Genomic DNA, 22,220 nt, shown 5'->3' with positions numbered 1-22,220 from the left:
ATCAATTACTGCACGGTAGCCGCATCGGATAAGCGCTTTTTCATCTGGCTATATTGTTGCTCAACATAGTGCTCCGCCGCGTTTTGATCACTAATCGCCTCAACCTTAACGGCACAATGCTTGAATTCCGGTGTTTTTGACACCGGATCAACATGATCCACCGTCAACTCATTACAAGCACCAATCCACCACTGATAGGTCATATACACCGCCCCCAGGTTGGCTCGATCGGTAACACTGGCACGGGCGATCACTCTGCCACGCCGCGAGGAGATCCAGATCAGTGCCTGATCAACCACACCGAGCTGGCTGGCATCCTCTGGGTGTATTTGTACATAGCCAGGCTCATCTGCCAGAATCTTCAATGTGGCGCAGTTACCGGTCATAGAGCGGCAACTGTAGTGGCCCACTTCCCGCACGGTGCAAAGTGCCAGTGGGTAATCAGGGTTAGTCTGCTCATGGGGCGGTTGCCATGGTGCACAACTGAGTAAGCCTTTACCGTCCTCAGTAGCAAACTGGCTATCAGTATAGAGATACGGCGTGCCGGGGTGATCTTCTGTCGGGCAAGGCCATTGAACATAACCCAAACCGGCCATTTTCTCGTAGGTTGCACCATAGAAGGGTGGGCACAGGTTGCGCATTTCATCCCAAATTTGGCGAGTGTTTTGATACGCCATTGGGTAACCCATTGCCGTGGATATCAGGCTAATTATTTCCCAGTCAGGCTTCACATCGCCTTTCGGCTCGATGGCTTTGTTAAAATGCTGGAAGCCACGATCGGCGCTGGTATAAACCCCTTCATGTTCACCCCACGAGGTCGCCGGGAGTACCACATCCGCCAATTCGGCGGTTTTAGTCATAAAGATATCCTGGACCACCACCAGCTCTAATGCCTCGAACGCGGCGCGCATTGCAGCCAAATCAGGTTCGGTCTGGATTGGATCTTCACCAAACACGTAATAGGCTTTCAACTTGCCTTCTGCAACTTTATGCGGCACATCAGTAATCGAGTAACCAATATGCGCGGGTAACTCAGGCACTCCCCAGGCAGCAGCGAAGCGGCTTCTGGCTTCATCATCAGTCACTTTCTCATAACCGGGGAAGGTATTGGGCAGCACGCCCATATCACACGCGCCCTGCACATTATTTTGGCCGCGTACCGGCCCGACACCGACATTTGGCCGCCCCAGATTACCGGTTAATAACGCCAGCGAAGACAAGCCCTTAACCACATCGACCGCCTGCCCCCATTGGGTGACGCCCATGCCCCACAAGATAGTGGCCGCCGGAGCGGCTGCATAAGTGCGCATGGCCTGTCGTACCGCTTGTGCCGGCAAGCCAGTAATGTGTTCAACATCCTCCGGGCGGTAATCTGCCACTCCAGCTTGCAGGTCTTCAAAGCCGCGCGTATGTGCACGGACATAATTAGCGTCGTACAGTTTTTCTTCAATCAGCACATAGATAAAGGCATTCACCAGTGCCATATTCGCGCCATTTTTCAGTGCCAACCATTGATCAGCAATACGGGCGGTTTCAATATGGCGAGGATCGCAGACGATCAGTTTGGCTCCCTTGTTTTTGGCCTTGAGGATCCGTCTGGCAACAATCGGGTGAGAGTCAGCCGCGTTATAACCAAACACCAACACACAGTCGGTATTTTCAATCTCACCAATCGAGTTACTCATCGCCCCATTGCCCAGCGTTTGCTGCAATCCAGCTACCGAGGGGCCATGACACAGGCGAGCGCAACAATCGATATTGTTGGTGCCGATGGCGGCACGTGCCAACTTCTGCATCACATAGTTGGCCTCATTGCCTGGCCCCCTTGAGGAGCCAGTCATCATGATGGCATCCGCACCATGGCGTTTTTTTATTGCTTTGAGTTTGGTGGTAATAAAGGCAATGGCTTCTTGCCAGCTCACACGCTGAAATGCCTCACCCCGCTTATGTCGTAACAATGGCGCGCTCAGTCGTGGGGTTAGCAACCGGGTATCGTTGAGGAAATCCCAGCCATAGTAACCTTTCAGGCATAACTCCCCCTGATTTGTGACACCATTAGCCGGCTGAGCGCCAACAATTTCGCCATCCTCAACCAATAAATTTAATTTGCATCCAGAGCCGCAATAAGGGCAGACCGTGAGGATCTTTTCCATTTTATTATCCTTATGACCACAAAGGTTACCGGACGATACCCGGCGCAGCACCACGAGCAGCGCGCAATTGTCTGTCCCGCTGTAGCGTTTCCAACGCCATCGGCGTTACCAATTTCAATGCTTTGGTTGGGCAGACTTCTATACAGGCTGGGCCTGCCTCACGGGAATGGCATAAATCACATTTATGCGCTTGCGCCCGGACCATTGCGTCATGGCTTGCCTGCTCAACCATATTCATCGCCCCGAATGGGCAGACCAACATGCAGGTTTTGCAGCCAATACAGCGAGATGCCATTACCTGAACCCCATGATTGCCAGTGACAATGGCACCGTTCGGGCAGGAGTTCTCGCAGGGCGCATCTTCACATTGATGACACAAGATTGGGGTGCTGACGGCAAAGCTTTTCATTACACTCAGGCGCGGATGAAACTGCTCTGGCGTAATGGTGCTGACGTTATTATTGGTACTGTGTGCCACCACACAGGCAATTTCACAGGTGCGGCAACCAATGCACTGCGTCATATCGGCGATTACAAATCGGTTCATCTTCTCTCCTGGCCGCCGGGGTTATAAAACATTGAGATAATAAGCAATGCTTTCGGCCGCTTTGCGCCCCTCGGCAATGGCCGTGACAATCAGATCTGCGCCACGCACGATGTCACCACCCGCAAAGATTTTTGGGTTACTGGTTTGATACGGGTAACCGGAAATCGTCGGTGCGACCACTCGCCCCTGCTTATCCAGCACCACATTGTGTTCCGCCAGCCACGACATACGGTGCGGGCTAAAACCAAAGGCCATAATCACCGCGTCGGCCGGAATAATGTGCTCGGAGCCGGTGATTGGGCGGGCCTGCCGCCGCCCTTTAGCATCTGCCTGCCCCATTTCAGTTCGAACCATTTTGATACCAGTAACCTGCCCCTGTTCATCCACCTCAATCTTTTGTGGCTGAAGATTGAACATAAATTCGGCCCCCTCCTCGCGCGCATTTTTCACCTCTCGCTTGGAGCCAGGCATGTTCTTTTCATCACGACGGTAAGCACAAATCACGCTGCTAGCACCATGGCGCAACGAAGTACGTACACAATCCATCGCAGTATCGCCGCCGCCCAAAACCACTACCCGTTGGTTTTCCATGCTGACATAAGGGTGAGCACCACTGCCCGCGAACCCCATCAGGTGTTGGGTATTGCCGATCAGGAATGGCAATGCATCGTAAACCCCTTGAGCATCCTCATTTTCCAACCCGGAGCGCATTGAACGGTATGTTCCCACGCCGAGGAATAGGGCATCGAAATCACTAAGCAGGCTCTCCATGGTGATATCCCGCCCAATCTCGGTATTTAGGCAGAACTCGACACCCATCTCGCTAAAAATCTCACGCCGACGGGTCATCACACCTTTCTCTAATTTGAATGCCGGAATACCAAAGGTTAACAAACCACCGATTTCGGGATAACGATCAAACACCACCGGTGTAATGCCGTTACGGACCAGAATATCCGCACACCCTAACCCCGCAGGCCCTGCACCGATGATAGCAACACGTTTACCCGTGGGTTTGACTTGCGACATATCCGGCCGCCAGCCGGTGGCTAATGCCGTTTCCGTAATATGCCGTTCAATCTGACCAATCGTCACTGCGCCATCGTGGTCGTTTAAAGTACAAGCTTGTTCACACAAACGGTCCTGCGGGCAAACTCGGCCACATATCTCTGGCAAACTACTGGTTTGGTGGGATAACTCAGCTGCTTCATGAATACGGCCCTGATGAGCCAATGAAATCCATTTCGGGATAGCGTTATGTAGCGGGCAGGTCCACTGACAGATGGTCTTATCACCGCAATTTAAACAACGTTCAGCCTGCTCATGGATTTGGCCTTCAGTGAACGGCAGATAGATCTCGGCAAAACTTGCCTTACGCTCCGCCAGTGGGATTTTTTTAGGCTCAAGGCGCGGTGTTCGTGGCCGCTGCAATAGATTAACCGGTGCCGCATCACGAATATTTTTGCTCAGTGGGCTGAATGAGTGCGCCGCGCCAGCAGAAGTAGCACTACTGAACAAACGGCCATTGTGCTCATTCAATGCGGTGCGCTGGCGCTTTTGCTGCTGTTGCCGGAGTAGATAATGTTGATCAACCAGTGTCAGGGCCTGCGTCGGACAGGTTTTGATACAAGCAGGGCCATCAGGCTGATCAATACAAAGGTCGCATTTCTGTGCTTCAGTACGTTGATAGGCATCGGCCAGACGATGACTCGCAGGTTGTACCGTCTCGGTGACCACCGTCATCATGCCAAACGGGCAGGCGATCATGCAGGTTTTGCAGCCGATACATTTTTCCTGAATAACCTGAACACTGTTATTCAACTCAACGATGGCACCATTCGGGCAAGTGCTGGCACAAGGGGCATCTTCACAATGGTGACAAAAGACCGCAGTGGCACTTTGGTTACCTTTAAATACTTTCACCCGAGGTGTGAAATAGTCAGGTTTATCAGGGAATGTCCCCTCATGATGAGCGACAACACAAGCTACTTCACAGCTGCGACAGCCAATACAACTTTCGGCGTCAGCCACAATAAATGGATTCATCTTATTTCTTCCCAGAAGTCACGCCATTGCCGGATAAATAATTATTATTTGCAACAACTATTCACAACTCTATCAAATCATTAACCTTACAAACATAGTGTCTATAATGTTGTATTATTACAATTAATTTTTAATGCAAAAGAATCGTGCCATTGCTGATATTTCGGGATAATTAAATAGGCAAATGCACGAAGATAAAGAGTAATAAATAGCGGGAAGAATCGATTAAGCACAGTTATTTCACTCAGTTATTTACAATAATAAAGAGATTTAACCCGGGCAATGTTAATTAGATGTTTATTTACCCCATCTGAATACTAAAGATAATTTTGATCCAGATCAGTTTATTATCAGGATTAAAAATAATCTCATTGGAATATAACCAAACTAGTTGCTGTTGCGGCAAGACCGCTCGCACCGTTGCAACCTCAAGTCCGACGGGTATTTGTGATGATAACCCCACTTCGCTGTACAGCCACACAACAATTAAATAATTTAGCCGCGTTTTTTTGGGCCTATGCACAATGCGAATTATTTCCCCGCTCCATATAATGTATCTGGCGCTAACGAAGACATTTATGAAAATTGATTCTTTTATTTATATAACACCAAATAAAAAAATAGGTTATTGCATCTCATTCATAACGAATTTAAATGCGGCAACCTAAATAATGATTATAGAGGGTATAAAAATGAGTCTGGAAGCCGCTGTGACTGAAAAACGGACCCACGTCCGATATATAATATTATTGATTATCTTTATTGTGACTGCAATTAACTATGCTGACCGGGCAACATTGTCAATTGCAGGCACCGAAGTGGCAAAAGAATTGCAATTAGATGCTGTTGCAATGGGTTATATCTTCTCAGCCTTTGGTTGGGCTTACCTACTAATGCAAATACCGGGTGGTTGGTTGTTGGACCGCTACGGCTCCAAGCGGGTCTACACCTATAGCCTGTTCTTCTGGTCGCTATTTACCTTTACGCAAGGGTTTGTCGACATGTTCCCGATAGCGTATGCCGCTATCTCCATGTTTATCATGCGCTTTATGTTAGGTTTCTCTGAAGCACCCTCTTTCCCAGCTAACGCCAGAATTGTCGCGGCCTGGTTTCCAACCAAAGAAAGAGGCACAGCTTCAGCCATTTTTAACTCTGCACAATACTTCTCTCTGGCCCTTTTCTCTCCGTTATTAGGTTATTTAACCTTTGCCTGGGGCTGGCAGCATGTATTTACTGTGATGGGCGGGCTAGGTTTCGTATTAACCATTGCCTGGGTTAAATTTATTCATAACCCGACCGATCACCCGGGTATGTCTGCATCTGAACTTGAATACATAAAACAAGGTGGTGCGGTTGTCGATATGGACCACAAGAAACCTGACGGTCATAAAAGCGGTCCTAAATTAGATTATCTGAAGCAATTATTGGCTAGCCGAATGATGTTAGGTGTCTTCTTTGGTCAATACTTTATTAATACCATTACCTGGTTCTTCCTAACCTGGTTCCCCATTTATTTAGTACAAGATAAAGGGATGTCTATTTTAAAAGTGGGGATGGTCGCCTCTATCCCGGCATTGTGCGGATTTGCCGGTGGTGTATTAGGTGGCGTATTCTCTGACTCACTCATTAAACGTGGTCACTCTCTGACTTTTGCCCGTAAAGTCCCTATCGTGTTAGGTATGTTATTGGCATCAAGCATTATTCTGTGCAACTACGTCGATAGTGACGTGGTGGTGGTCGCACTGATGGCATTGGCCTTCTTTGGTAAAGGTTTCGGTGCATTGGGCTGGCCAGTTATTGCTGATACCGCACCAAAAGAAATTGTTGGTTTATGTGGCGGATTATTTAACGTATTTGGTAACGTCGCCTCTATTGTCACACCGCTGGTTATCGGTTATCTGGTGAAAGAATTACACTCCTTTAATGCCGCATTAATCTTTGTTGGGTGCTCTGCCATTATGGCTATGTTCTGCTACTTATTTGTTGTAGGCGATATCAAACGTCTGGAATTGAAAACATCTTAAGGGAATAACAATAGGTGCCTCTTATGGGGCACTTGTTGTTTGAAATATAGCGACAGGACACCTAATGAAAATAGTCATCGCACCAGACTCTTATAAAGAAAGTTTATCGGCTATAGCAGTAGCTCAGGCTATTGAACAAGGTTTTAGAGAAGTGTTCCCTTATGCTGAATACATCAAGATCCCCGTGGCTGATGGTGGTGAAGGCACTGTCGACGCTATGATCAGCGCAACCGGCGGCCAAAAAATCATGACTGATGTTACCGGGCCGCTGGGTAATAAAATCCAGGCTTTCTGGGGATTATCAGGTGATAAGAAGTCGGCTTTTATTGAGATGGCAGCGGCCAGCGGACTGGAATTGGTCCCACCCGAATTGAGGAACCCGTTAAACACGACCTCCTACGGCACCGGTGAATTAATCCGTGCGGCGCTGCAAACAGGCGTGCGTCATATTATTATCGGTATCGGTGGCAGTGCCACCAACGATGGCGGTGCAGGTATGGTACAGGCGCTAGGGGCCAAATTGCGTAACGCCTATGGCGCAGAGATTGATTTTGGTGGCGGCAGTTTACATAACATTGCCTCGATAGATGTGTCGCAGCTGGACCCACGCCTTAAAGATTGCCGCATTGAAGTCGCTTGTGATGTGACCAATCCGCTGACCGGTGAGCAAGGCGCTTCCGCTATTTTTGGCCCACAGAAGGGGGCTACGGCCGCCATGATTGTGATACTGGATAATAACCTGGTCCATTACGCGCAGATGGTTAAACGATATCTGGGAATAGACGTAGATAGGATACCCGGCGCGGGGGCCGCTGGCGGTATGGGGGCCGCATTGTTGGCATTTTGCGGTGCACAGTTGCGCCAGGGCGTGGAGATAGTCGCTGAAGCATTAGACCTGGAAACCTATATCAAAGACTGTCATCTCGTTCTGACCGGTGAAGGCCGGATAGACAGCCAAAGTATCAATGGCAAAGTCCCGGTAGGTGTCGCTCGATTAGCCAAAAAATACAATAAACCGGTGATTGGTATTGCCGGCAGCCTGGCTACCGATGCCAACATTGTTCATCAACATGGTGTTGATGCTATTTTCAGTATTATTTACCACATTTGTACACTTGACGATGCACTCTCTCAGGCAACTGAAAATATCAGAACTGCTTCCCGCAATATCGCCTCTGTTATTAATATTGGCATAGCCTCATTTGATATCAAAGCATCAGCATAATAAAAGCCCGCGTACCCATTTTTAACATAGCCCTTTGTCGAAGGGCTTTTTTTATATGCGTTTTTAATGTCAAAGTATGTCGGCGCTAAATGACCTTTTCGTGATAATGCTCACCTGCTTTTGGGCTTGCGAACAAAAATAGGCACCAAACCCATTAGCATCCAGGTCATCCGCACAATGCCTTGCTCTTTTTAGCAGCGTATACTTATTTACAAGCTAGTGAGCATTATGTTTAAGACAAATAATGGCTGTATTGATAAAAATAACAGTTATGTTATCAACATAATTATCGTACCCAAAAAAATTAAAGGGTATATAAGGGAAATATTATGAGCATTTGTAATAGTCCTGTAGACAACCCGCTTTATATTAAAGTACAGGACGCGGATAATGTTGCCATTGTGGTTAATAACAATGGCCTATGTGCTGGCACCCGGTTTAAATGTGGCCTTGAACTTATTGAGCATGTGCCACAAGGCCATAAAGTGGCTTTGGTCGATATTCCTAAAGGCGGCCCAATCATTCGTTATGCTGAGGTGATTGGTCTGGCAGTGCGGGATATCGCTCGCGGCGGCTGGATAGATGAATCGTTGGTTGAATTACCTGCCGCACCCGCACTGGAGACCTTACCCCTTGCCACCGCAGTCCCCGAGGCCCTGCCACCACTGGAAGGTTATACCTTTGAGGGCTATCGCAACGCTGACGGCAGTGTCGGGACCAAAAACCTACTCGCGATTACCACCAGCGTACATTGCGTCGCTGGCGTGGTGGATTATGTGGTCAATATCATTGAGCGCACCCTGCTACCCAAATATCCCAATGTCGATGGCGTAGTTGCACTGAATCACTTATATGGCTGTGGAGTGGCAATCAATGCCCCAGCAGCGGTAGTACCCATCCGCACTATTCATAACTTGGCCCTTAACCCCAATTTTGGTGGCGAAGTGATGGTCGTCGGTCTCGGTTGTGAAAAACTCCAACCCGAGCGGCTGCTGGAAGGGACACCTGACGTGCAGGTTATCTCACTGGATGAAAGCAATATCGTGCGCTTGCAAGATGAGAAACATGTCGGCTTCCGTTCCATGGTCGATGACATTCTGCAAGTGGCGGAAAAGCATCTACAACGCCTGAATATGCGCCAACGTGAAACCTGCCCGGCCGCTGAATTGGTGGTCGGTATGCAATGTGGTGGCAGTGACGCTTTCTCTGGCGTAACCGCGAACCCTGCAGTGGGCTACGCTTCGGACTTACTGGTGCGTTGCGGCGCAACAGTCATGTTCTCTGAAGTCACGGAAGTGCGTGATGCTATCCATCTGTTAACCCCGCGGGCGATTAACGAGGAGGTTGGCAGAAGGTTACTGGAAGAGATGAAATGGTACGACGACTACCTCGAAACCGGCAAAACCGATCGTAGCGCCAACCCTTCACCCGGGAATAAAAAGGGCGGATTGGCAAACGTCGTGGAAAAAGCACTCGGTTCTATTGCCAAATCCGGCCGCAGCGCCATTGTGGAGGTGCTTTCACCGGGGCAGCGCCCCACCAAGCGTGGGCTGATTTTTGCAGCCACCCCAGCCAGTGATTTTGTCTGCGGCACGCAACAGTTAGCATCTGGTATTACCGTTCAGGTATTTACCACCGGGCGCGGCACGCCGTATGGTCTGGCGGCAGTGCCGGTAATCAAAATGGCAACCCGCACTGATCTGGCTAACCGCTGGCATGACCTGATGGATATCGATGCCGGAACCATTGCGACAGGTGATGCCACTATTGAAGAAGTTGGTCAGCAATTGTTTGAATTTATTCTGGATATTGCCAGTGATCGCAAACGGACGTGGTCCGATCAATGGGGGCTGCGCAATGCCTTGGCGGTGTTTAATCCGGCACCAGTGACCTAAGTATCAGTGAATCATCAGGCCGGGTGACACTCACTCGGCCTGCTCTTCTTCCTATCACATCTACCTTACTATCACATCTACTCCTGCTCGCCCAATTGAAGCGCCACATACAGCAGCAAGCGATCATCAAAGTTCGCTAAATCCAAACCGGTCAGTTCGGAAATACGATTCAACCGATACTCCAGGGTATTGCGATGAATAAATAACGCTTTGGCAGTAGCCGTTGGCTGTACGTTATTACGGAACCAGCAGGCCAGAGTGCGCCGCAACAGACCGTTACTGTCCATCGCCCGTAATTTAGCCAGTGGTAAGGCTAATTCATTGGCCTGCCAGCCACCACGCAAACTATCAAGCAATACCGGTAACACCAAATCCTGATAGTAATAGCTGCGTTGCTCCGGCATCCGTTGCTTACCGACCGCCATGGTAGTACGAGCGGTACGATATGAGCGCGCAATACTGCCCGGCCCGGTAAAGAAATTGCCAAGCGACAGGCGCACTCGCAAGCGACCCCGCTCAGTCATGCGCGACAGCAAAGACTCCATACGCCGCCGGTGATCAATAGCATCCCAGCGGCCATGGCTATTTAGCGCCGGTTTAAGCACCACCATCTCAGTCAGTGAAACAATCGCAATCAGATTATTGCGCTCTGGCGTCGTCAACAGGGTTTGCAGCTCTTGTAATTCCGACATTGCACTGTCGACACTCAACTGGCCGCTGTCCACATCCACCACGGCCACGACCCGTGGTTCATTGATATCCACCCCAAGGCGCTGCGCCCATTCAATCAGTGCCGGTGATATCTCTTCGGTGCGGATCAAGTTCAATACCAACTCTTCACGCAGACGGCTATCCTGCGCCAGCAGATGCACCAACCGCGCCTGCTCCATCATCATCTCTGCTGCCATGCACACCAGTTCGCCATATTGACGTAGTTGCCCCGGGTTGCCGGTTAGGCCAATCACCCCCACGATTTCGCCCTCAAGGCGCAATGGCAGGTTGATCCCTGGCCTCACGCCGTGCAACTGGCGAGCAACAGCTTCATCGATATCGACAATCCGGCCATGAGACAGCGACAAGAGCGCCCCTTCATGCAGTTCGCCAAGGCGCTCTTCATCACCACTACCAATGATCCGCCCCTTACCATCCATCACATTAATATTGGTATCAATGATCTTCATGGTACGGGTAACAATATCCTGGGCTAGCCGGGGGTCAAGATTATATACACTCATGAATGGGCCTCAGTCTGGGCTGATGCACCAGCATATGAGGTCTGGAAGGGGAATACATTGGACAAACGCCCAATTCACACCACAAAGAAAGAGAGTTGAGGGACGGGTCACATAAATGGCAGAACCGGGGGCATGCTGCTGGCAAAGTTGAGCGCCAACGAGGAAATCAGGGCCAATCAATCGTTAGCCCTGATAGAGATTTACCGGTGGATGGTTATGACCAAAAGCGTGTTATTTACTTTCTTGCGATGATTTACCGACAGCCATCCCCATCGCCAGCGTGGCGGCAATATTGCGTGCGGTCATAAACACATTGGCTGCCGCATTATCCAGTGCCTGCTCCAGAGTACAGATACTGTAGATCACGCTGAATACCGCATCCAGACCATGCTCATACACCACATCAACATCGTCTGTCAGGCTACCGGCAATACCAATCACTGGCTTATTATAACGTTTGGCAACTCTCGCGACACCAATCGGCACTTTGCCGTGAATGGTTTGGCTATCAATGCGCCCTTCGCCGGTAATAACAAACGTCGCGTCCCTAACCAAAGCGTCCAGACCAAGAGCATCGGTGACAATATCAATACCGGGGCTTAAGGTTGCACCGCAAAACGCCAGTAATGCCGCACCTAAACCACCCGCCGCGCCAGCGCCTTCAACCTGGTCAACATCAATATCAAGATAACGTTTAATGATACCTGCATAATGCTGCAAACCGTCATCCAGTTGGCTAACCATCTCAGGTGTCGCCCCTTTCTGCCGCCCAAAAATAGCCGATGCCCCTTCACTGCCAGTCAGTGGATTGGTGACATCACAAGCAACATCGATTTGGCACTGCTTAATACGCGGATCCAGTCCTGAGATATCAATAACATCCAGTTCAGCCAGCTTCCCGCCGCCAAAACCAATCTGCTTACCCTGCTTATCCAGCAGTTTGACACCCAGCGCTTGCACCATGCCTGCACCGCCATCATTGGTGGCACTGCCACCGATGCCGATAATTATATGTTTGACCCCCTGATCCAGCGCATTACAAATCAATTCGCCGGTACCGTAGGAGGTGGTTTTCAGTGGGTTGCGCAGTTCTGGCGGAACCAGCTCTAGCCCGCTGGCGGCTGCCATTTCAATAAAGGCCGATTTTTCATCACCGGATATTCCGTAAAAAGCCGCAACTTCGTCACCTAACGGGCCGGTCACATTGACCTGAATAATCCGGCCAGTGGTGGCCGCAACCATGGCCTCAACGGTACCTTCACCACCATCCGCGACCGGCAATTTGATATATTGTGCATCGGGAAATTGAGTGCGAAAACCCGCTTCAATCTGCACCGCAACATCCAGCGCAGATAAGCTTTCTTTATAAGAGTCTGGGGCGATGACTATTTTCATAAATGATTCAATCTCATGAGCTATCCAATACCGCACAGGCTCCGACGTTATAAACCGGCCGCTCAGGATAACGGAATGCTTACCAGTATAGCCCTGTTACCCAGTAGCCCGGCACCCGCAGGCACCGGAGCCACCGATTAACGAGTGACTTCAACTTTAGCCAATTTCTCGTAATAACACGCCAATGCACTGTGGTCAGCGGTGCCCAAACCATCAGCCTTCAGCGCCTGCATCATCTCCATCACGGCTGCGGTCAGGGGCAACTGTGCACCGACGCCATGCGAGGTGTCGAGGGCATTAGCTAAGTCTTTGATATGTAGATCGATACGGAAGCCTGGTTTGAAGTTACGATCCATCACCATCGGCGCCTTGGCTTCCAACACGGTACTGCCTGCCAGACCACCACGGATCGCTTGGAATACCAGATCAGGGTTCACTCCCGCCTTAGTTGCCAGCACCAAGGCTTCAGACATCGCGGCAATATTCAGTGCGACAATCACCTGATTGGCCAGTTTAGTCACATTACCAGCACCAATATCACCAGTATGCACCACCGATCCCCCCATGGCTTTCATCACCTCGAAACAGCTCTCGAATACCGCTTTATCACCACCCACCATCACTGACAAAGTGCCATCGATAGCTTTTGGCTCACCACCACTGACTGGCGCGTCCAACATTGCAACCTGCTTTAGTGCCAGCGCTTCACTGATTTCACGGCTAACCAGCGGTGCAATCGAACTCATATCAATCAGCACAGAGCCGGGTTTAGCACCTTCAATAACACCGTTTTCACCCAGTACCACTTCTTTTACATGAGGCGAATTAGGTAGCATGGTAATGATGATATCGCATTCTGCTGCCAGTGCTTTTGGTGTCGTTGCCGTACGCGCGCCAGCCGTGATCAATTCATCCAGCACCGCAGCATTACGATCGAGCACTGTTAATGAGTAGCCCGCTTTCAGCAGATTTTTACTCATTGGTTTTCCCATAATCCCTAAACCAATAAAGCCGATTTTCATTTATTACTCCTCAATTAAGTCGGAAGGCCGTCAACGCGGCAGTACTAAACTGTCAAAACAGACTGATGGTTATTTTTTAAATTTGTCGCATAACGCCTGAGTCGCGCTACGAAATACGCCCAAATCACTGCCAACAGCGACAAAGGTTGCCCCCCATTCGAGATAACGGCGGGCATCAGCTTCAACCGGCGCCAAAATGCCGCTCGGCTTACCCTGTGCTTTAGCGCGATCAAAAATATGACGAATCACTTTTTGTACTTCGGGATGATTGGGCTGCCCCAGATAACCCAGTGCCGCCGACAGATCGCCCGGTCCAACAAAAATACCGTCCACCCCATCAACGGCGGCGATAGCATCAATATTATCCACCCCTTGCTGGCTTTCGATTTGCACCAGTACGGTGATGTTGTCGTTGATGGTGGCAAAGTAGTCGGGTACGGTGCCGTAATTGTTACCGCGATGAGACACAGAAACCCCGCGGATCCCCGCCGGTGGATAACGGGTCGAGGCAACCGCACGTATGGCTTCTGCTTCGCTTTCAACAAACGGGATCAGGAAGTTATAAAAACCGATATCCAATAAGCGTTTTATAATGATGGGTTCATTACAGGGCGCACGTACAACCGGTGCGCTATTACTGCCTTTCAGCGCCATGAGTTGTGGAATAAACGTCGTAACATCGTTCGGCGCATGTTCACCGTCCAGAACCAACCAGTCAAAACCCGCCAGGCCCAGCACTTCGGCTGAAATATGATTTGCCAGTGCACTCCAGCAACCAATAAGGGTTTGCCCTTGTTGTAGGTTGCGGCGGAACTGATTAGGATAATTTTGCAGACTCATTTTCGATCCTTATAATTGAACGCCCGGATGGAACGACGGCTCGATGCAGGACGTGATGCAATTCAGGTTGCCAGCGCACACGGCAGTGGGTGTTAGTCGTTAATTTTGCGCCTGTTTTGTAAGATTTTTTCTATTTACGGTTCACGATGATCATTATAGAAACCCCGTTCCAATAAACCATCAGGCAAAAGAACAGGAATTATGAGTTATTCACCAATCGTTATAGGCAGATGCACAATAAAATGCGCCCTGCTTCACAGACTGCTAAATAGCAAAAATCGTGCGGTGATTTTGTCGTTATAAATTAACAAACAACTAAAGGGTAAAGAGTTAGAAAAATGTCGCCGTAGTAATGATAAGGTACAGAGTCTGCTGGCAGAAAATGTCCATACCTGCCGATGTCTATTAATCAGTACGCAGGGTATAGACTATTTGCACCATAGGCGGTGGTAAACCACACTTGCCAGATAAGAAGTTGGAGGAGAGCAACGTGCAACGTGAACAAGTTTTAAGCAGTGCGCTCAATCTATTGGAGCAGCAAGGACTGGCAAACACCACGCTGGAGATGCTGGCAAAAGAGGTGTCAGTTGAAGTCAGTGATCTGGCCCGTTTCTGGCCGGATCGTGAAGCTTTGTTGTATGACTGTCTGCGCTTTCATGGCCAGCAGATAGATACCTGGCGGCGACAATTGCAACTGGACGAAACCTTATCACCCAAACAAAAGTTACTGGCGCGTTACCAGACGCTAGGTGAGCAAGTGCAGAATCAGCGTTACCCCGGTTGCTTATTTATTGCTGCATGCAGTTTCTATCCCGATAATGAACACCCGATCCACCAGTTGGCTGAACAGCAGAAACAGGCCTCACTACTCTATACCCAAGAGCTGTTGCAAGAGATGGACGCTGATGATGCAGCTATGGTTGCACAACAGATGGAACTGATTCTGGAAGGTTGTTTAAGCAAACTGCTGGTTAAACGTCAACTCGTCGATGTTGAAATTGCCAAGCGCCTGGCTGAAGATGTATTGGAAGTCGCGCAATGCCGTAAAAATGGCGCACTGGGTTAAGTGATTTACCACTAAGTTTTATCGCTGCCCTGAGATAATTTCTGGTTCTTTTGTCTGAAAAGAGAGCAGTCAGTACAGTTTTAGTGGTTTTAAACCATAAATTCGTTGACGATCAGCGGCCAATACGGTTTAATGCGCCCCGTTGCCCGGATAGCTCAGTCGGTAGAGCAGGGGATTGAAAATCCCCGTGTCCTTGGTTCGATTCCGAGTCCGGGCACCATATTCAGAAGCGCTTGTCAATCATTCAGGATGAAAAATTGACGGGCACGAAACGAGTCCTTGTTAACACGGTGTAGATCTTTTTAGCTCTACTACTTAGGTTGTGATTGTTGAACATAGGCTCTTGAAAAGCTCGCCTGCTATCAACAGGCGGGCTGTTTCGCTTACAATTTTTACCGTTTTAGTATGCAAATGTCAAACTGTGTCAAGAAGATACTCTCATCCTGGCGCCCTATCGCTTGAATTCCTCCTCCAGGATATCCCGCAAGCTCTCCACATCCTCATCGATGTACTCCAGCGTAGAGCGTAAACTGGAATGCCCTAGCAGGCGTTTTACGGCTTGAATATTTCGATCCGGTGACTTCATCAGATTGGTCGCTACCGTGTGCCTAAAACGGTGGGGACTGACGATAAACCGGCACTCTTTAGATATACGCCGAAAGAAAGCACGAATAGGGTAAATACCCATTACCGCTCCATTTTCTTCTCGCTTCGCTTTGCGTCCCATATCAAAACGATTCACATTGAACAGTTGCTCTTCCGGCTCAGCCCCTATTTCCAACGACCGGGTAACCAACTCTTCTAAACTGGGGAATAATTCAGTGATGATGGGTATACGCAGTTCCCGGTGATTCTTTGCTCCTGCGATGATCAAATCAATCCACCGATCCTCCAGATTCACGTCGCAGATGCGTACATGTCGAAGCTGGTTTTGTCGTATTGCGGTATAGCTGAGCGTATCAAGTACCGCTAACCAAAACCAGGTGGGTTTGCAGGCGTGGACTCTATTATTCACTGACAGGCTCTGGGCATGTAACTTTTCATGTTCACGATACTGTGACATCAGGCGATAAACAGCGTCCGTCTGTCCCTTGGTTAAAGTTTTCTTCTTTTTCTTTCCCGCCCGAACAGCAGCTTTACTGAAAGGATTGACATCATGTGCCAGAAGTCCGTTTTTCATTCCGAAATTGAATAGCGCCCTCATATGAGTCACTTTATTATTCCACGTTGTCGCTTGCAGTTTTTGCTCCTTCAGGACGTACCTGCGCCATCCAAGAACCAACACATTGTCAACATCATTCGGTGTGTTACTAGTGTACCGTAAAAAGGTTCTTACCACTTTACGGTAGCTCCACTCAGTATCATCCCGTACGGAATTTATGAAAAAATAATGGTCTAACAGCTCTTCAAACGTTAGCAGCTTATCGCTCATTATCACGAGTTCTCCATAACCTGTCATTTTACAATCAATAAGGAGCTATCTGCCGGAGGGGAAACGACACCATAAATTTTTGCCGCAGGGATCAGGTAGCCATTAAAGGATTTGTTACCTTCCTTGTCCTGACATCGATACACATTCGTCCCATCAGTTTGGCGTTTATGGAACTTCAGCTTCTCAAACTGCTTCTGGACAGTTTTCCAATCACAGGATTGTTCAGCCAAAGCCAATTTGTTTTCTGATATGAACAGATAAAATATTGTCGGCGTCCTCACAAACACATAACCCGCAATAATGTATACATGAGAACCGCTTTCATTAACTACAATTAATTGTTCTAAAAGGCTTTTTTTCAACCATTCGCTAAAGACAGCCCCCAGATTAAAAACGGTTTCTTGAACCTCAGATATAATATTCGGTTTTGTCTCAGTACCGTCATACCCCATGATAGTTAACAACTCACTAGTCGTATCTGTCGCAACAGTGTCTATCTGAGAGGACAGATCGTTCTCTAACGCAGAAACCAGGTTGATATTTACATTGTTTTCCATCGCTATAGCAGATGTTATATCTACAGATGATATCGCTGAAGAAGGTGCATTAGTCATTGGGAGTAATGCAGATGGGGCAATACCTCCCAAATCTGAAATAGGTTGAACAATCTGTACTGCAGGTAATGCGGACTTGCCCGCTGAAGTACGAATGGCATCTGAGACAATGGCGTTGACTATTCCTGATTCGTTTCGAAATCCCGTCAAATACAGCGATAACGTGTTAAGCACTGCCGGCCAGGTACTCAACCAAAGCAATGCCTCATCAGGAATGACTTTCCAGGCCAGCATCGCGCCCAGACTCTGAATATGCATTGCATCAGTAACCGGCTTAAAACGAAAGCGATAGGGTTCACCCGGCATGGCACAAAGCGGCATCCAGCGCAGACCACTTTCCAACTCAACCTCAATCTGGCATAGCTTGTCGAGCGATTGCAGCATGGCTGCATAGACAATCACCGCGTTCCAGGCAGCACTTTGTGAGGCCTGCTCTTCCGGTTGTGCTCCGACCGGTAACAAATAGTTTTTTGATAGCCGGGCAGCATATGCCACCGTTTCAAGCAGATGATCCACCATACCCCCAAAGTAGGCATGATGATCGTTCTCCGTGGCAGGGAACTGCTGCATCAGAGTGACGCAGTGCTCAAGCGGCTGCAGGTAATACTGCCGATACAGATTTTTTGGTAATGACGAGTAATCCCACAGCATCTGCAACCACTGTTCGCGCCGGGGCGTTGCCAATTGCTCATGGGCCGATACCGGCGCGTGATAGCCGTTCGGTATCTGGATTGATAGCGATTGCGTTGCAGTAGATTTCTCACCGCTACCGACTTTTAATGACGAGGCAGGCAGATACTTCAGGAGAGACTTCAGCATAAGTCGTCATCTCCCTGCTTGCGCCATCCAACCTGACTGTAAATGATGTGATGAATAATCTGCGGGTCGAGTTCGAAAGGGAGTTGCATAGCGTGATCCTGTTTTCCTGGGAAATTGGAGCCCCACTCTATGAAGACGACATTCCGCAGCAACAAACAACTCTACATGGAAATATAAACTTTAAGGTGTCAGTCCACTTTCGGGACTTTAGGCTTATTGAACCGCCCCGAGTTTTTTGGAGAGTTTTAAGTCTGGGAACTCAGGCTGCCAGTTACTTATTTCCAAGGGAAGCATAATACGCCTTTTCAGCTTCAACGGGCGGGATATGGCCCATCCGCTCCAGCAGTCGTCGATTGTTGTACCAGTCCACCCGACCCCTTCTCGGAACAACTGACGCCAGACTTTTTTCGCACCGTAGACACAGTAGTTTTCTTCATAAACGCGTTTTATTTCCCAAGTCATCTGGATGTCATGCTTTTCCATGCGACTGCATTGTTCAGGATGCTGCTGACTTTGTCGATGCCAGTAATATGTCGACGGGGCAATATCCAGCTCGCGATAGACCGGCCCACCCCGTATGCGCTACTCAGGTGTTCGATGAGTGGCATTGTTTTTTCCAGTGATGGTCGAGCTCGGCCTGAGCAAAATAAGCCGAGGCCTGGCGCAGGATATCGTTGCTACTACACAGTTCGCGGTTCTCACGCTCCAGCTCTTTTAAACGTTGTCGCTCGCTGAGTGTCAGGCCCCCATTATCACTCTCCGTGGTATTGGCATTGTCGCGAATGTCGTTTTTGTACAGGCGCAACCAGGCCCGCAACGTATCGTAATGGCAGCCTATTTTGGATGAAATGGCACAGGTGGCTTCCGGCTCAGAGGCATATTCATCATGGTATTCCAATAGCATTCTTACAGCACGTTCACGTAACTCTGGTGGATATCGGTTTGCTGGCTTTGATGTCATTTCGGATCTCCTTTCATTGAGAGTTTAGTCTCCAAGAAAACCGGTGCGGTTCAATCTCAGATTTCATTACATTCCGGGCAGGTTCCGAAAGATCTGTAAAGTACAGCGCTTGCGCATGACTCAGAGCAATAAAGTGGTTCAAAACTGAGCGGTATAATTTGTCTCAAATAGATGACTTGGCTTACAGCCTACTGAACCAAAATACCTCCACTTTTCCACGTGAAGTTCCCCCCTTAAACCTGTAAGGTGCCTTTATTTTTACCTATAAATGATAGCTGAGATACCCTATTTTCAGCTCTTGCAAGGCAGTTTTGAATTTATTGATCGGGTACTGATATCGACTCTTTCAGCCAGAAAATCCAGAAAAGCCCGCACACGCAACGGCAGATGACCACCTTGCCCGACATACACAGCATGGATTTCTTCTATATAGCCAGGATTGCAATCCTCAAGTACGGGTATCAGTCGGCCCGCACCGATATCCTCACGTACCTGAAAGGCAGCAAGACGCGCCAACCCTAGCCCAGCCAAGGCGAGACGATGCAACGCCTCACCATCACTGACTTGAGCGTTGCCACTAATGGGTATCACGATATTGTTGTCACCCTGACGCAATAACCAGCCAGGTTGGGCGCGCACGTAATTCGTTCCCAGACGATTGTGCTGGTATAAATCCTCTGGCGTCATTGGGGCACCATGGCGAGCCAGATAATCAGGCGACCCAACAATTATCTTGCATGTCTGACCCAATTTACGCGCCATCAGGTTTGAGCTTTTGAGCGGCCCCGCACGCACGGCCACATCGGTACGTTCTTCCAGAAGATCGATGACCTCATCGGTCAGCATAATATCCAGCATGACCTCAGGATAACGCTCCAAAAATTCAGGTATCAACGGCAGCAGGAAGTGATGCCCAAAGGGCACATTGGCATTGACCCTTAACCGACCACGTGGCGCGGAGTTTTCACTGGCACAGCGATCTGCCTCGTCCAAATCGGCAAGGATACGCACTACGCGCTCGTAGTAGGCACAGCCTTCTGGTGTCAGTTGCAGTTGTCGTGTGGAACGATTCACTAGCCGTGTACCCAGCCGTTGCTCTAATCGTGCGACCAGCTTGCTGACAGCTGAAGGAGTTATGCCACAGACGCGGGCGGCGGCAGAAAAGCCGCCTAGCTCAATCACACGCACGAACACTTCTAATTCGCCGGAACGGTTGACTTCCTGGCGGGCCATATCTGCCTCCTTAATGAGTTCAATTCACAAATGCTATTCCGCTGAACAGTCTATCGTGATAGTGTCTTTGAATTCATAATTAAAACACGATTTACTTTTGAGTTCACTAATATGAAAATGCAATTCAAATCATTTTTAACGACTTCATCAAGGATAGTTCTAACTTGGGCCCTTGTAGTGGGTACTGCCATGGTAACCACCACTGCGGTAGCTGCCACGCCGTCTTGGGTAGCAACCTGGGGGGCCAGCCCACAGCCTGTATGGGGTTCGAGTTTTCCGCTTCCCACCAATATACCAACCGAACTGCATGATCAAACAGTTCGCCAAGTGGCGCGTATCAGCTTGGGTGGAGAGCGTTTTCGTATCGTGCTATCCAATACCTATGGCAGTCAGCCACTCACCGTGGGCAAAGTAACCTTTGCACAGGCACAGAACAACCACAGCATTGCGGCTGATAGCTTACGCACTGTGACATTTGGTGGCAAAGAAGCAGCGACGATCCTCCCTGGTGCTTTGTTGGTCAGCGATCCCGTAGCATCACACATACCTGCATTGACTCAGGTTTCCGTGAGTTTCTATCTACCGAAGGCTACCACTATGAGCACCTTCCACTGGGATGGCCGTCAGACTAGCTGGATTGTTCCAGGAGATCAGACCTCAGCCCTGGAACTTAAGGTGACAGATGCTTCCACTCAGAGCACGACGGCGCGTCCGCTGCTGGTGGGGGTTCAGGTTGAAACTGAACAGGCGGCGCAGACAGTTGTGGTTCTCGGAGATTCCATTACTGATGGTAATGCTGCAAGTCTGGACAAGAATAGCCGCTGGCCAGACTTCCTGGCTACTCGCCTTGCCTCGCATGGTATCAGTGTTATCAACTCTGGCATCTCCGGTGCCCGGCTTCTGTCTGACGGCATGGGTGTCAATGCATTGGCACGGTTGGACCGTGACGTGTTGGCTCAACCAGGAGTGCAAAGCGTTATTGTCATGATAGGGATTAACGACATTGCCTGGCCGGGTACCATTTTCGCTCCACAGAGCACAAGACCCACACTCGAGGCGTTAACAGCCGGCTATCGCCAACTGGCTGAGCAGGTTCATGCTCGTGGTTTGCGTGTTATCGGTGCAACACTGACGCCATTCGAAGGGGCATTGCCTGGTACACCGATGGACAATTATTACCAACCAGAGAAAGAAGCCTTACGCCAGCAGGTGAATACTTGGATACGCCAGAGTGGCACCTTTGATGCCGTTATTGATTTTGATACGGTGTTACGTGACCCTGAGCATCCTACCCGCCTGCTGTCGCGTTTTGACTCTGGTGACCGGCTCCATCCCGGCGATGAAGGTAACCGTGCGATGGCTGAAGCGGTTGATCTTAAAATTTTATTTCCCGGCAACAGTACCTTATTGAAGCCCACCCACTAACAGGAACACCAAACTATGCTTTTACCCTCTATCAGTTGGGCAATCTGGAACTGCTCAACCGCATCGTTAGCCGTCCATAATATGTGCGGGTGCGGGTAACGTTACTACCGCGATAATGACCGAAGATCATGCACCATGCGCCTCGGGTAGGCGCATCTTCGCCCAGTTGTAACACGTTGACCAGATATCGCACGTCTCATTGCAACCGGATGGCACCGCATCGGTGTCATCGTCATATGCTCTATTTCCGTCGAAATACTGTAAAACTGGATAGTTTATGGCGGGTCA

At 49.3% G+C, this 22,220-nt stretch carries 17 protein-coding genes, 1 tRNA gene and 1 other annotated feature; of the genes, 6 read left to right on the top strand and 12 right to left on the bottom strand.

All coding sequences use genetic code 11. The annotated features are described in order from the left end of the window. Positions 1-5 precede the first annotated feature (5 nt). From fdhF to aegA, 3 genes are read right to left on the bottom strand one after another with little or no spacing between them, the layout of a single operon-like run. On the bottom strand, positions 6-2,153 hold the full coding sequence (fdhF, locus tag Q2T71_RS00700; RefSeq protein ID WP_372557807.1) for a formate dehydrogenase subunit alpha: 2,148 nt from the start codon (positions 2,151-2,153) through the stop codon (positions 6-8). A 25-nt stretch (positions 2,154-2,178) separates the two neighbouring features. After that, positions 2,179-2,700, bottom strand: a complete 522-nt coding sequence (locus Q2T71_RS00695) for a 4Fe-4S dicluster domain-containing protein (RefSeq protein ID WP_372557806.1) — start codon at positions 2,698-2,700, stop codon at positions 2,179-2,181. A gap of 21 nt (positions 2,701-2,721) precedes the next feature. Next, positions 2,722-4,746: a formate-dependent uric acid utilization protein AegA gene (gene aegA, locus Q2T71_RS00690; protein ID WP_372557805.1), complete on the bottom strand. Its 2,025-nt coding sequence runs from the start codon at positions 4,744-4,746 to the stop codon at positions 2,722-2,724. Between the two features lie 692 nt (positions 4,747-5,438). On the opposite strand from aegA, the gene Q2T71_RS00685 reads away from it, so the two are divergent. The 3 genes from Q2T71_RS00685 to garD all read left to right on the top strand — a co-directional run bounded on the left by Q2T71_RS00685 (position 5,439) and on the right by garD (position 9,890). After that, positions 5,439-6,770: an MFS transporter gene (locus tag Q2T71_RS00685; RefSeq protein ID WP_005187385.1), complete on the top strand. Its 1,332-nt coding sequence runs from the start codon at positions 5,439-5,441 to the stop codon at positions 6,768-6,770. Positions 6,771-6,834: 64 nt separating this feature from the next. Then, on the top strand, positions 6,835-7,995 hold the full coding sequence (locus tag Q2T71_RS00680; RefSeq protein ID WP_372557804.1) for a glycerate kinase: 1,161 nt from the start codon (positions 6,835-6,837) through the stop codon (positions 7,993-7,995). A 329-nt stretch (positions 7,996-8,324) separates the two neighbouring features. Further along, entirely contained in the window at positions 8,325-9,890 is a 1,566-nt protein-coding gene (gene garD / locus Q2T71_RS00675; RefSeq protein ID WP_372557803.1) for a galactarate dehydratase, read from the top strand. Positions 9,891-9,967: 77 nt separating this feature from the next. Here garD and Q2T71_RS00670 read toward each other — a convergent pair whose 3' ends face one another. The 4 genes from Q2T71_RS00670 to garL all read right to left on the bottom strand — a co-directional run bounded on the left by Q2T71_RS00670 (position 9,968) and on the right by garL (position 14,382). Next, positions 9,968-11,125, bottom strand: coding sequence for a CdaR family transcriptional regulator (locus Q2T71_RS00670; RefSeq protein ID WP_019211377.1), 1,158 nt, complete (start codon positions 11,123-11,125; stop codon positions 9,968-9,970). 231 nt (positions 11,126-11,356) lie between these two features. Beyond that, positions 11,357-12,520 (bottom strand): glycerate kinase, encoded by a 1,164-nt coding sequence (locus tag Q2T71_RS00665; protein ID WP_372557802.1) that lies wholly within the window; start codon positions 12,518-12,520, stop codon positions 11,357-11,359. 137 nt (positions 12,521-12,657) lie between these two features. Continuing rightward, a complete protein-coding gene (gene garR / locus Q2T71_RS00660) occupies positions 12,658-13,542 on the bottom strand; it encodes a 2-hydroxy-3-oxopropionate reductase (protein WP_083161028.1) in 885 nt (294 codons plus the stop codon). 69 nt (positions 13,543-13,611) lie between these two features. Continuing rightward, positions 13,612-14,382 carry a 2-dehydro-3-deoxyglucarate aldolase gene (gene garL / locus Q2T71_RS00655; protein WP_372557801.1) on the bottom strand — a complete coding sequence of 257 codons (771 nt, stop codon included), beginning with the start codon at positions 14,380-14,382 and terminating at the stop codon, positions 13,612-13,614. 490 nt (positions 14,383-14,872) lie between these two features. On the opposite strand from garL, the gene Q2T71_RS00650 reads away from it, so the two are divergent. Beyond that, on the top strand, positions 14,873-15,448 hold the full coding sequence (locus Q2T71_RS00650; RefSeq protein WP_083161032.1) for a transcriptional regulator: 576 nt from the start codon (positions 14,873-14,875) through the stop codon (positions 15,446-15,448). A gap of 144 nt (positions 15,449-15,592) precedes the next feature. Then, positions 15,593-15,668: transfer RNA gene (locus Q2T71_RS00645), tRNA-Phe, on the top strand. 231 nt (positions 15,669-15,899) lie between these two features. Here the strand turns inward: Q2T71_RS00645 and Q2T71_RS00640 are convergent. From Q2T71_RS00640 to Q2T71_RS00620, 5 genes are all read right to left on the bottom strand, one after another. After that, a complete protein-coding gene (locus tag Q2T71_RS00640) occupies positions 15,900-16,880 on the bottom strand; it encodes a tyrosine-type recombinase/integrase (RefSeq protein ID WP_372557800.1) in 981 nt (326 codons plus the stop codon). A gap of 23 nt (positions 16,881-16,903) precedes the next feature. After that, positions 16,904-18,313 (bottom strand): TraI domain-containing protein, encoded by a 1,410-nt coding sequence (locus Q2T71_RS00635; RefSeq protein WP_372557799.1) that lies wholly within the window; start codon positions 18,311-18,313, stop codon positions 16,904-16,906. Between the two features lie 213 nt (positions 18,314-18,526). Then, positions 18,527-18,796, bottom strand: coding sequence for a hypothetical protein (locus Q2T71_RS00630; protein ID WP_372557798.1), 270 nt, complete (start codon positions 18,794-18,796; stop codon positions 18,527-18,529). Positions 18,797-18,850: 54 nt separating this feature from the next. After that, positions 18,851-18,966 (bottom strand) — a sequence feature (AL1L pseudoknot). Further along, complete coding sequence (locus Q2T71_RS00625) at positions 18,900-19,274, bottom strand: transposase (RefSeq protein WP_372557797.1); 375 nt, start codon at positions 19,272-19,274, stop codon at positions 18,900-18,902. It overlaps the preceding feature by 67 nt. Positions 19,275-19,565: 291 nt before the next feature. Continuing rightward, positions 19,566-20,507, bottom strand: a complete 942-nt coding sequence (locus Q2T71_RS00620) for a LysR family transcriptional regulator (RefSeq protein WP_372557796.1) — start codon at positions 20,505-20,507, stop codon at positions 19,566-19,568. Positions 20,508-20,696: 189 nt separating this feature from the next. Between Q2T71_RS00620 and Q2T71_RS00615 the strand changes: the two genes are divergently transcribed. Then, a complete protein-coding gene (locus Q2T71_RS00615; RefSeq protein WP_372557795.1) occupies positions 20,697-21,932 on the top strand; it encodes an SGNH/GDSL hydrolase family protein in 1,236 nt (411 codons plus the stop codon). Positions 21,933-22,220 lie beyond the last annotated feature (288 nt).

The sequence above is a fragment of the Yersinia sp. 1652 StPb PI genome (assembly GCF_041538345.1).
Classification (GTDB): Bacteria; Pseudomonadota; Gammaproteobacteria; order Enterobacterales; family Enterobacteriaceae; genus Yersinia; species Yersinia enterocolitica_E.
The sequence above is the reverse complement of the archived record's forward strand: the minus strand, read 5'-3'. Positions and strand labels throughout refer to the sequence as shown.

What these genes read in the sequence shown, in the direction of transcription:
- fdhF (WP_372557807.1), bottom strand. Translation starts at nt 2,153, where the DNA reads ATGGAAAAGATCCTCACGGTCTGCCCTTATTGCGGCTCTGGATGCAAA.
- Q2T71_RS00695 (WP_372557806.1), bottom strand. Translation starts at nt 2,700, where the DNA reads ATGAACCGATTTGTAATCGCCGATATGACGCAGTGCATTGGTTGCCGC.
- aegA (WP_372557805.1), bottom strand. Translation starts at nt 4,746, where the DNA reads ATGAATCCATTTATTGTGGCTGACGCCGAAAGTTGTATTGGCTGTCGC.
- Q2T71_RS00685 (WP_005187385.1), top strand. Translation starts at nt 5,439, where the DNA reads ATGAGTCTGGAAGCCGCTGTGACTGAAAAACGGACCCACGTCCGATAT.
- Q2T71_RS00680 (WP_372557804.1), top strand. Translation starts at nt 6,835, where the DNA reads ATGAAAATAGTCATCGCACCAGACTCTTATAAAGAAAGTTTATCGGCT.
- garD (WP_372557803.1), top strand. Translation starts at nt 8,325, where the DNA reads ATGAGCATTTGTAATAGTCCTGTAGACAACCCGCTTTATATTAAAGTA.
- Q2T71_RS00670 (WP_019211377.1), bottom strand. Translation starts at nt 11,125, where the DNA reads ATGAGTGTATATAATCTTGACCCCCGGCTAGCCCAGGATATTGTTACC.
- Q2T71_RS00665 (WP_372557802.1), bottom strand. Translation starts at nt 12,520, where the DNA reads ATGAAAATAGTCATCGCCCCAGACTCTTATAAAGAAAGCTTATCTGCG.
- garR (WP_083161028.1), bottom strand. Translation starts at nt 13,542, where the DNA reads ATGAAAATCGGCTTTATTGGTTTAGGGATTATGGGAAAACCAATGAGT.
- garL (WP_372557801.1), bottom strand. Translation starts at nt 14,382, where the DNA reads ATGAGTCTGCAAAATTATCCTAATCAGTTCCGCCGCAACCTACAACAA.
- Q2T71_RS00640 (WP_372557800.1), bottom strand. Translation starts at nt 16,880, where the DNA reads ATGAGCGATAAGCTGCTAACGTTTGAAGAGCTGTTAGACCATTATTTT.
- Q2T71_RS00635 (WP_372557799.1), bottom strand. Translation starts at nt 18,313, where the DNA reads ATGCTGAAGTCTCTCCTGAAGTATCTGCCTGCCTCGTCATTAAAAGTC.
- Q2T71_RS00630 (WP_372557798.1), bottom strand. Translation starts at nt 18,796, where the DNA reads ATGGAAAAGCATGACATCCAGATGACTTGGGAAATAAAACGCGTTTAT.
- Q2T71_RS00625 (WP_372557797.1), bottom strand. Translation starts at nt 19,274, where the DNA reads ATGACATCAAAGCCAGCAAACCGATATCCACCAGAGTTACGTGAACGT.
- Q2T71_RS00620 (WP_372557796.1), bottom strand. Translation starts at nt 20,507, where the DNA reads ATGGCCCGCCAGGAAGTCAACCGTTCCGGCGAATTAGAAGTGTTCGTG.
- Q2T71_RS00615 (WP_372557795.1), top strand. Translation starts at nt 20,697, where the DNA reads ATGGTAACCACCACTGCGGTAGCTGCCACGCCGTCTTGGGTAGCAACC.